General features: G+C 70.1%; 6 protein-coding genes. 4 read left to right on the top strand and 2 right to left on the bottom strand.

Annotated elements, in window-relative coordinates; all coding sequences use genetic code 11:
• Nucleotides 1–190: 190 nt before the first annotated feature.
• Entirely contained in the window at nt 191–2,401 is a 2,211-nt protein-coding gene (locus ACZ5CR_RS20690; protein WP_468859443.1) for an MMPL family transporter, read from the bottom strand.
• 265 nt (nt 2,402–2,666) lie between these two features.
• Here ACZ5CR_RS20690 and ACZ5CR_RS20685 point away from each other — a divergent pair, with 265 nt between their 5' ends.
• The 3 genes from ACZ5CR_RS20685 to ACZ5CR_RS20675 all read left to right on the top strand — a co-directional run bounded on the left by ACZ5CR_RS20685 (nt 2,667) and on the right by ACZ5CR_RS20675 (nt 6,165).
• On the top strand, nt 2,667–3,938 hold the full coding sequence (locus ACZ5CR_RS20685; RefSeq protein ID WP_468859441.1) for a sensor histidine kinase: 1,272 nt from the start codon (nt 2,667–2,669) through the stop codon (nt 3,936–3,938).
• Nucleotides 3,923–4,573, top strand: coding sequence for a LuxR C-terminal-related transcriptional regulator (locus ACZ5CR_RS20680; protein WP_468859439.1), 651 nt, complete (start codon nt 3,923–3,925; stop codon nt 4,571–4,573). The genes ACZ5CR_RS20685 and ACZ5CR_RS20680 overlap by 16 nt, the downstream gene beginning before the upstream one ends.
• Before the next feature lie 77 nt (nt 4,574–4,650).
• Nucleotides 4,651–6,165 carry a DUF1996 domain-containing protein gene (locus ACZ5CR_RS20675; protein ID WP_468859437.1) on the top strand — a complete coding sequence of 505 codons (1,515 nt, stop codon included), beginning with the start codon at nt 4,651–4,653 and terminating at the stop codon, nt 6,163–6,165.
• Nucleotides 6,166–6,282: 117 nt separating this feature from the next.
• On the opposite strand, the gene ACZ5CR_RS20670 is transcribed toward ACZ5CR_RS20675, so the two are convergent.
• Nucleotides 6,283–6,735 (bottom strand): hypothetical protein, encoded by a 453-nt coding sequence (locus tag ACZ5CR_RS20670; RefSeq protein ID WP_468859606.1) that lies wholly within the window; start codon nt 6,733–6,735, stop codon nt 6,283–6,285.
• 164 nt (nt 6,736–6,899) lie between these two features.
• Between ACZ5CR_RS20670 and ACZ5CR_RS20665 the strand changes: the two genes are divergently transcribed.
• A complete protein-coding gene (locus ACZ5CR_RS20665) occupies nt 6,900–10,025 on the top strand; it encodes an alpha-N-acetylglucosaminidase (protein WP_468859435.1) in 3,126 nt (1,041 codons plus the stop codon).
• The last annotated feature ends 193 nt before the right edge of the window (nt 10,026–10,218 follow it).

The raw sequence follows: 10,218 nt of genomic DNA, 5'->3' as shown, positions 1-10,218 counted from the left end.
CTTTGGTGGGTGGGCTGCCCCGGGGAGAGGAGGGGGAGTGTGGGGGGGCGGGGAGGGGAAGAGGGGGGGGTCGACGCGGATGGGCTCCCCTCCCGCCCCACCGCCCCGTCAGGGGCGCGGGGATCTGCGCGCCCGGCCCCCACCGGGCCCTCGGATCACCACACGCCCCCTCCCCCCTGACAGAGCGCGCCTACACCGTGGCCGACGGAACCGGCGGGCCGGTGGCAGGCTGCTCAAGTGCCGAAGGCTCCCCGTGCGAGACCCGAGGAAGCCACGAAAGCCAGCTCGGTGTACGCCAGTTGCGCTCTCCCAGGAGCGTCATCAGGGACGGCAGGAGCACCATCCGTACGACCGTCGCGTCAAGCAGGACCGCCACGCCGAGGCCCACGCCCATCTGCTGCATGTCCTGCATGGACAAGGTGCCGAAGACCCCGAAGACCGCCACCATGATCACGGCCGCCCCCGTCACCGCACCCGCGGTCCGCGTGATGCCCTCGCGGATCGCCGCGCGGTTGTCCAGGCCACTGTCCCGCGCCTCACTGATCCGCGAGACGACGAACACGTGGTAGTCCATCGACAGGCCGAAGAGGACCACGAGGACGAACAGCGGTATCCAGTTCTCGACCGCCCCCACCTGCTCCGAGCCGATCAGCTCCGCGCCCCAGCCGTGCTGGAAGACCGCGGTCATCACACCGTAGGCCGCGCCCACCGAGAGCAGGTTGAGGGCGATGGACGTCACCGCGATCACCACGGAGCGGAAGCTGAAGAGCATCAGCAGGAACGTCACCGCCGCGATGAAGGCGAACACCGGGATGATGCCCTTGCTGAGCTGGTCGCTGAAGTCCTCGGACGACGCGAGGTCCCCGCCGACGTACGCGTCCGCGTCCAGACCGTCGAAGGCCGCGGGCACCACGTCGTCCCGGAGCCCGCCGAGCGCCTTCTTCGACCGCGCGTCGCTGCCGTCGCCGGGCAGGGGTACGTCGATCTCGGCCACGCCCGCGCTCTTGTGGACGGTGAGTTCGGCACCCTTGCCCGCGTCCCGCACCACCGCCGCCAGCGCGTCGCGCATCTCCTTCGACTCGATGCCTGCCGCGTCATCCGCCTTGACGACGATCTGAGCCGGCGCCGGGCCGCCCGGGAACTCCTGGGTGATCTCCCGGAAGGAGACCGAGAGCGGGGCGTCCGAGCCGAACTGCTTCTCCAGGCCCAGCTGTTCGGTCTTCATGCCGAGCGCGGGCGCCGCGAGGGCGAGGAGCAGGACCGCCGAGCCGACGGCGAAGAACTTCGGCCTGGCGAGAACGGGGTGGAGCAGCTTGCCCGCGATGCCTCCGCCGGCGTGCGCGCCCTTCTTGCCCTGCTCCCCCTTCGTTCCCTTGCGGCTGAGGAAGGGGATGCGCCCCGCGTTGATCCGGTCGCCGAGCGCGGAGAGCAGCGCAGGGAGCACCGTCACCGAGCCCAGCATCGCCACGCACACCACCAGGATCGTGGCGACCGCGAATCCCTTGAAGAGCAGCAGCCCTGACAGGAACATGCCCGCCATCGCGACCATCACCGTCAGGCCCGAGACCAGGACGGCACGCCCGCTGGTGGCCGCCGCGATCCGCAGCGCGGTGTCGGCGTCATGTCCAGCCGCCCGCTCGTCCCGCTCGCGCCGCAGATAGAAGAGGCAGTAGTCGACGCCGACCGCGAGCCCCATCAGGAACATCACCGAGTACGTCGTCTCGAAGAGGTGCAGCTGGTGGCTGGCGAGCGAGAGCAGGCCGAAGGCCGCCACGCACGCGGTCAGCGCGAGCCCGACCGGGAGCAGCGCCGCGACCACGGCCCCGAACGCGACCAGGAGAATGCCGAGCGCCAGTGGCACCGCGGTGAACTCGGCCTTGGTGAAGTCGTCCGAGAGCAGGTCACCGAGATGCTTCTCGGAGCTGGCGTCGCCGAACTGGTAGACGGCCAGACCGTCCTCGGCGCCCTTGTCCTTCGCCTTCCGCACCGCATCGAGCACCGGCTGGACGCGGTCGGCCGCCTCGTCGGACTTGCCCTTCATCTGGAAGCGCAGGAGCGCGTCCTTGCCGTCCTTGGAGGGCAGCGGCGCCTGGATGTTCCTCGTCTCGCCGGTCGCGGACAGCGCCTTGGAGAGGTCGCTCGCCGCGTCCCGCCAGCCGTCCGCCGTCTTGGAACTGACCATGACGAGCTCGCCCGCGGGCTCTTCGACGCCCGCGTCCTCGAGGATCGCCGCGGCCCGGCCCGAGTCGCCGACCCCCATCTCGTCGTCGGACGCGGTGACCATGCCCGAGGCCCCGCCGATGGTCGTGGCGAGCACGACGAAGAGCAGCCAGCCGAGGATGGCCGTCTTGCGGTGGTGGGCACTCCACACACCGAGTCGTGCCGCGAGGTTTGGCCTCATGGCGTTTTCGCCCCCATGGATAAGCGTTGGATAAGCCGGTGGTTGACGGGGACAACGCTAGAAATCCGGGGCCAGCCCACCCAGCCGCCGAAGCCCCCACTGTCCGAAGCACAGGGCGACATACGGGGGTGTCGTCAGGTACACCCCCTGCTCGGGTGCCGGACCCAATGACCGGGGCCGATCCCAGCGGCGAGAATGTGTCCATGCCACTGGAGAAGCCGGAAGAGCGCGAAGAAGAGCTCGAAGAAGAGATGGGGATCAGAAGATGACGAGGGTCCGTGAATCCGTGATCGCGGGAGCCCGGGGGCTCTTCCTGTCGGTCACCATGCTCGCCGGTTCGATCACCCTCTTCGTGCTGTCGGTCCTGTCCATCTCCTTCATCACGCTGGGCATCGGCGTCTTCACGACTCCGCTCGTCCTGACCGGCGTACGCAAGTGGGCCGACCTGCGCCGCGCCCAGGCAGGCGCGTGGTCGGACGTCCACATCCCGCGTCCCTACCGCCCCTTCCCCGCGGACCTGCGCAGTGGCGTCACCGGGCAGGTGGAGCGCACCTCGCTGATGCTGAAGGACCCGGCGACCTGGCGGGATCTCCAGTGGCTGCTCGTCGACATGACCGCGGGCTACGTCACGGTGATCTTCGCGCCCGCGCTGCTGCTCTACATGGTGTACGGCTACGTCCTCGCCCTCGGCGTCTGGGAGCCGATCTACAACGCGGGCGGCGGCGAGTGGTACGGCTTCATCCACGTCACCTCGCAGGGCGACGCCAACATGGCGGCCCTGCTCGGTACCGCGCTCGGCATCACCGGCGTCTTCGCCAACCCCTCCATCCTGCGCGCCCACTTCCTCCTCACCCGCACGTTCCTCGCGCCCACCACCTCCATGCGGGAGCGCGAACTGACCCGGCGCGTCGACCGGTTGACCGAGACCCGGCACGATGCCGTGGACTCCTCCGCCGCCGAACTCCGCCGCATCGAGCGGGATCTGCACGACGGCGCGCAGGCCCGCCTGGTCGCGATGGGCATGGACCTCGGCACCATCGAGGCGATGATCGAGAAGAACCCGGAAAAGGCCAAGGAGATGATCGCCAAGGCCCGGCAGAACTCCGGCGAGGCGCTGACCGAGCTGCGCGACCTGGTCCGCGGGATCCACCCGCCGGTGCTCGCCGAGCGCGGCCTCGGCGACGCGGTGAAGGCCCTGGCGCTGCGGCTTCCGGTACAGACGGACGTGGACGTGGAGCTGTTCGGCCGGGCCGACGAGCCGGTGGAGTCGGCGGTGTACTTCGCGGTGAGCGAGGCCCTGACGAACACCATCAAGCACGCGGGCGCCGACCGCGTCTGGGTGGACATCCACCACACGGACGGCATGCTGCGCGTCGCGGTCACCGACAACGGCAAGGGCGGCGCGTCCATCGGGGCGGGGTCCGGGCTGAGCGGGATCGAACGCCGACTCGGTACATTCGACGGCGTACTGGCCGTCAGCAGTCCCGCGGGCGGCCCGACCATGGTGACCATGGAGATCCCTTGCGAGTTGTCCTAGCCGAAGATCTCTTCCTGCTGCGTGACGGTCTGGTCCGGATGCTGGAGGCATTCGACTTCGAGATCGCCGCCGCAGTCGAGACCGGGCCCGAACTCACCAAGGCCCTGGCCGAGTTGGAGCCGGACGTCGCCGTTGTCGACGTCCGGCTTCCGCCGTCCCACACGGACGAGGGACTGCAGTGCGCGCTCGCCGCGCGGCGGGAACGGCCGGGTCTTCCCGTGCTCGTGCTCTCCCAGCACGTGGAGCAGTTGTACGCGCGCGAGCTGCTCGCCGACGGGAACGGCGGGGTCGGCTACCTCCTCAAGGACCGGGTCTTCGACGCCGACCAGTTCATCGACGCCGTACGCCGGGTCGCGTCGGGCGGCACCGCGATGGACCCGCAGGTGATCCAGCAGCTCCTGTCACGGCGGTCGGCGGACCAGCCGCTCGGCAAACTGACGCCGCGCGAGCGCGAGGTGCTCGAACTCATGGCGCAGGGACGGTCGAACGCGGCGATCGCGGGCGAGCTCGTCGTGACGGAGCGGGCGATCGCCAAGCACACGTCCAACATCTTCGGGAAACTGGACCTCTCGGTCTCGGACGACGACAACCGGCGGGTTCTCGCCGTACTCGCCTATCTGGATCAAGGGCGCTGAGGAGATCACCCGAGGAATCGCCGGGTGAATTCCGCGCGTGATTGAACGGGGCCGACACCTGTTGCGTACGTAGTCCCATGGGACGCACACCACGACGCACATCACGAAAACGATCAAAACTCGCCGGGCGCGCCATCGCCGCCTCGGCGGCGCTCATTCTGGGCGGCGGCGGAATGGTCGCGGTGAATGTCTACGCGAACGCCGGGCAGAGCTCCGATTCGCCGTCCGCCAGAACCCGGTCCGGCGAGCAGGGCGGCAATATGGGCCTCGCGACCATCAGCTGCCCGGACGTGGGCACCCAGCTGTCGGACGTGCCGGACGGCGCCCGCGAGGACGTCGACCGGCGGCTCGCGGAACTGGACACCCAGATCACCGCCGCGTACGAGAAGTTCGCCAAGGCCAAGGACACCGGGCAGGCCCGGGCCGTGCTAGGACCCCTGGAGGAGCAGCGGCGGCCGACCATCGAGGGCATCGGCTCGTCGATCGGCCGGGCGGGAGGCAAGGCGCCCCGGGGGATCGACGGCATGGCGCCGTGCACCATGCGGGCCGATGACAACGCCGGGCAGCAGCCTCCGGACGGGAACGGCGGACAGCAGCCGCCCCAGGACGGGAACGGCGGCGAACAGCCGCCCGCTGACGGGGGTGACGGTGGGCAGCAGCCACCGGGTGACGGTGCCGAGCAGCCGCCGGACCAGCAGAACGGCAACGGCCCCGAGGCCGGCGACTTCGTCGACATCAAGTCCGTCCAGCCCAACGTCAACCGCCCCGGCCAACAGCGCGGCGCGTCGCGCGGCACCTTCACCACGAAATGCGGGAAGAACGAGAACGGCAAGTTCAATCCGGACAATGTCATCGCCGCGCCGGGCGTGAGCAATGGCGCTCACCATATGCACGATTACATCGGAAATCAGGCCACGGACGCCTTCTCCAGCGATGACGATCTCGCGAACGGCGCCACCACGTGCCGAAACCAGGGGGACAAGTCCACCTACTACTGGCCTGTCCTGCGGCTGCAGAACGGAGAGGACGAGAACGACGCCGGAGCGGACGGCGGCGGCAAGGACCAGAATGTCGGCCAGATCCAGACCCCGGCCTCGGTCACACTGAAATTCGCCGGGAATCCGACGGGCAAGGTCGTCGCGATGCCGCGCTTCCTGCGCATCATCACCGGTGACGCCAAGGCCCTCACCAATGGTGACGCGAACGCCAACGCGTCCTGGAGCTGCACCGGCTTCGAGAACCGGCAGCTGAAGGACAAGTATCCGATCTGCCCCGACGGCAGCAAGGTCGTACGGACCTTCAACTTCCAGAGCTGCTGGGACGGCCAGAACACCGACAGCGCCAACCACCGCACGCATGTGGCGTTCGCCGACAAGGGAAGCGGTGCCTGCCCGCAAGGGTTCAAGGCCATTCCGCAGCTGGTGCAGCGGATCGTGTACGACGTGCCGCCGGGGCCGGGATTCGCCGTCGACTCGTTCCCCGAGCAGCTGCACAAACCGGTCACCGATCACGGTGACTTCATCAACGTGTTCGACGAAAAGCTGATGAAACGCATGGCCAAGTGCATCAACAGCGGTCAGCGCTGCACCTGAGCAGGGGACCGAGTGCCGCGACCGAGCGTTCCGGCCGAGTGTTCCGATCGAGCGTTGCGACTGAGCCGAGCCGATCGGCTCAGTGCGCAAGCTGAACCCCCATGAACCGCTGCGCGGTCAGCTCGTGTGATGACCGGAGTGGCCCGAGTGCCCCGGGCCTCCGTCCTCGTGATCCCCACCACCGCTACTCCCCGAGTGGTGCGAGGACTTCTCCACCGTCCCACCGAGCCGGCCGCGCAGCCGCATGACCACGTTCTCCTCGCCGACCGCGATCCACTTCTTTCCGACGAGGTACGTGCCGCCGTAATCGGTGGCTTCGTCGAACCATTCGGCCTGGCCACGGGCATTTGTAAAGGTTACTAGGACGTAGCGGCGGGCACCTTTGTCACAGGTGGCCTGCCGCAGTTCGGCCGCGTCCGTCTGGATGTCGGGTGTGCACCGCGCCTTGGCCGCCAGCTGCTCCAGGCTGCCGCTCGCCGTGTCCGGCGGCGCGTCGTCGCCGTCAGAGCCGCACGCCACGAGCATCATCAGCAGTCCCACACCCATGCCCACACCCAGGCCCGCCCGCATGCGTCCGCGCATGCCCCTGCTCACGCCCCCAAGCGTCCTTCGCGCTGCCTTCATCGTCCACCAGTCCCTTCAGGCGAGGTGAACTCGCCATCTCCGTATGCACCGTTGAGCGCAGGACGTCGCACGGATACCGTGCGCCGCACCATCCGACCCAGGGGGTACACATGAGCGATCCATCCCGACGTTCCGTGCTCGGCACAGCCGGGGCCATCGGCCTCGCTGCCGCCGTCGGCGGGGTCGCGGTCCCGGCCCACGCCGCCGAGGGGCCCGTCCAGGGCCCCGCCTACGCCTTCGATACGGATTCCGCGCGCTCAGCACTCAACAGACTCCTGCCGCATCACGCGGAACAGTTCCGTCTCAGACTCGTCCCCGCGAAGGGCGGCACGGACCGTTTCCGGGTCACTGGTACGACGGGGCGGATCGAGGTGTCGGGTACGACGCCCGCCGTGCTGCTCACCGGGGTCCACTGGTATCTGAAGTACGTCTGCGGGGCCCACATCGCCTGGAACGGCGACCAGCTCGACCTGCCGCGCAGCCTGCCCGCGCCCTCGCGCCCGCTTCAGCGGTCCACCTCGCTTCCGCACCGGTTCGCCCTGAACGACACGAACGACGGGTACACCGCGCCGCACGCCGACTGGACGTACTGGGAGCGCATGATCGACGTGCTCGCCCTGCACGGCTGCAACGAGGTCCTGGTGATCGCGGGGGCGGAGGCCGTCTACCACCGGGTGCTCCAGGACTTCGGCTACAGCGACGCCGAGGCGCGCGCGTGGCTGCCCGCGCCCTCGCACCAGGCGTGGTGGCTGCTGCAGAACCTGTCGGGGTACGGGGGGCCGCTGTCGCCCGAAGTCATCAAGGACCGGGCCGACCTCGGGCGCAGAATCGTGGACCGGCTGCGCTCGCTCGGGATGGCGCCGGTGCTCCCCGGCTACTACGGCCACGTCCCCGACGGGTTCGTGGCACGCAACGGCGGGGACGCGAAGGTGGTGCCGCAGGGCACCTGGCACGGGTTCAAGAGACCCGACTGGCTCGACCCGCGGACCGCGTCCTTCGGGAAGGTCGCCGCGTCCTTCTACAAGCACCAGGAGCAGCTCTTCGGGGCCGCCGAGAACTTCAAGATGGACCTGCTGCACGAGGGCGGCACCGCGGGGGACGTCCCGGTGCCGGACGCGGCGCGCGGGGTCGAGGCGGCGCTGCGCAAGGCGCGCCCCGGTGCGACCTGGGTGATCCTCGGCTGGGAGGCCAACCCGCTGCCCGCGCTGCTCGACGCGATCGACCGGCGGCGGATGCTGATCGTGGACGGGGTCTCCGACCGGTTCAAGAGCGTCACCGACCGCGAGAAGGACTGGGGCGGCACGCCGTACACGTTCGGGACCATTCCGAACTTCGGCGGCCGTACGACGATCGGTGCCCGGGCCCACATCTGGAACGAGAAGTTCTTCGCGTGGCGGGACAAGAGCGGCAGCGCCCTGGTGGGCACGGCGTTCATGCCGGAGGCGACGGACCGGGACCCGGCCACCTTCGAGCTCTTCTCCGAGCTTGCCTGGACGGAGGAGAAGCTCGACCTGGCGGTCTGGTTCGACGGCTACGCCCGGTTCCGCTACGGCGGGCGCGACACCGACGCCCTGCACGCGTGGCGGGCGCTGCACGACACCGCCTATCAGCACACCGCCGTCGAGCGGAGCGACCCGCACGACTCGCTGTTCGCGGCCCGCCCCGACCTGGCGGCGAACCGCGCCGCCGAGTACTCGCCGCGCGCGCTGACCTACGACCCGGGCCGCTTCGACGCGGCGCTGACCGGACTGCTCGGGGTCCGTGGCGCCCTGCGGGGCAGCGCCGCGTACCGGTACGACGTGGTGGACGTGGCCCGCCAGGCGCTCGCGCACCGGAGCCGGCAGCTGCTGCCGCAGCTTCGGGCCGCGTACCGGCAGAAGGACGCGGACACCTTCCGCACGCTGTCCACGCTGTGGCTGAAGCTGATGCGGCTCTCGGACGAGTTGACGGCCACCAATGCGGCGTTCCTGCTCGGCCCTTGGGTCGAGTCGGCGCGGCGGATGGGGACGAACGACGCCGAGCGGGCGGAGTTCGAGCGGACCGCCAAGGTCCTGATCACGACGTGGGGCGGCCGGGCGACGTCCGACGGCGGAAACCTGCACGAGTACGGCAACCGCGAATGGGCCGGTCTCATGGCCGACTTCTATGTCCCCCGGTGGCAGAAGTGGCTGGACGAACTGGCCGACGCGCTTGCCGCGGGGCGTGCGCCGCGCGAGGTGGACTGGTTCGCGGTGGAGGAGCCGTGGACCCGGGAGCGCAAGGACTATCCCCTGCGCGGCATCGGTGACACCTACCGGACGGCTTCACGGGTACGGGACGTGCTGGCCCGTGCGCCGTACCAGGGGTCTCTCCAAGTCGTCGCCGCCCCCTCGTCACTCCCGCCCGGCGGGCACGCACGGGTCGAGGCCGTCTTCCGCAACGTCAACGGGCTCCGGGCCACGGGACGTGTCGACTTCGAGCTGAGCGGGATCGACGCGGAGCCGTCGGGCCCGGTCTCCCTTCCGCGGGTCGCCGCGGCGGGCACGGGCAAGGTGGCCTGGCAGGCGAGCGCTCCGGGAACACCGCTCGACCATCCGCTGCGTCCGCTCCCGTACGAGATCGCCGTGCGGTACGGCCCCGCCGGCGAGCGGCGGGTGCGGGCCGTCCACGAGGGCGTGCTGTTCGAGGCGGGCCCGGTGGGCCCGGGCTGGAGAAAATACACCAACAATGCCGCAGTCTTCGGGGAGTTGAACGGCCGCTACGCGATCAACGGAGCGGGTGCGGACCTGTGGAAGGGCACGACGGAGTTCGGGGCGCTGTACCGCGAGGGCGCCCTGCGGGACGGCGTCTCGGTGACGGTCCGGGTCGACACCCAGACGGTCACGGGGCCGTGGGCCAGGGCGGGCATCATCGCGCGCAACTCGATGGGTGTGGCGGGGTCGCCGGGGTTCGTCGACCTCGCGGTCACTCCGGCGAACGGCGTGGTCCTCTCGTACGACACGAACGGCGACGGCACGCTGGACACGTACAAGCGGATCACGGGGATCAAGACGCCGGTGCTGCTGCGGCTCGGGCGGGCCGGGGACGTCCTGACGGGGTCGTGCTCGACGGACGGCGGGGCCAACTGGCGGGTGGTGGCGAGTGTGTCCGTGCCCAAGGTCGCGGGGGCGCAGGATGTGGGGTTGTTCATGAGTGCGACGAACGGGGGTGACGGGGGGCGGGGCACGGTGGAGTTCAGCGACTGGGGGGTCGGCTGAGGCGGTGGCGCGGGGCGCCGGGGCCGGGTGCAGGCGGTGGCGGTGGCGGGTGCAGGCGGTGCGGGGCGGCTTCGTCCGGGGCCGTCCCCCTCGCGAGCATTGCCGACCGCGGGTGCGTCGGTCCGGTCCCCCGGTGCTGGGGGCACGCCGCGCCCCCAGCACCGACCACCTGCCACCTGCCAGGGAAAAGCCT

It is taken from the genome of Streptomyces sp. NPDC031274 (assembly GCF_055570235.1).
The sequence above is the reverse complement of the archived record's forward strand: the minus strand, read 5'-3'. Positions and strand labels throughout refer to the sequence as shown.

What these genes read in the sequence shown, in the direction of transcription:
- ACZ5CR_RS20690 (WP_468859443.1), bottom strand. Translation starts at nt 2,401, where the DNA reads ATGAGGCCAAACCTCGCGGCACGACTCGGTGTGTGGAGTGCCCACCAC.
- ACZ5CR_RS20685 (WP_468859441.1), top strand. Translation starts at nt 2,667, where the DNA reads ATGACGAGGGTCCGTGAATCCGTGATCGCGGGAGCCCGGGGGCTCTTC.
- ACZ5CR_RS20675 (WP_468859437.1), top strand. Translation starts at nt 4,651, where the DNA reads ATGGGACGCACACCACGACGCACATCACGAAAACGATCAAAACTCGCC.
- ACZ5CR_RS20670 (WP_468859606.1), bottom strand. Translation starts at nt 6,735, where the DNA reads ATGCGGGCGGGCCTGGGTGTGGGCATGGGTGTGGGACTGCTGATGATG.
- ACZ5CR_RS20665 (WP_468859435.1), top strand. Translation starts at nt 6,900, where the DNA reads ATGAGCGATCCATCCCGACGTTCCGTGCTCGGCACAGCCGGGGCCATC.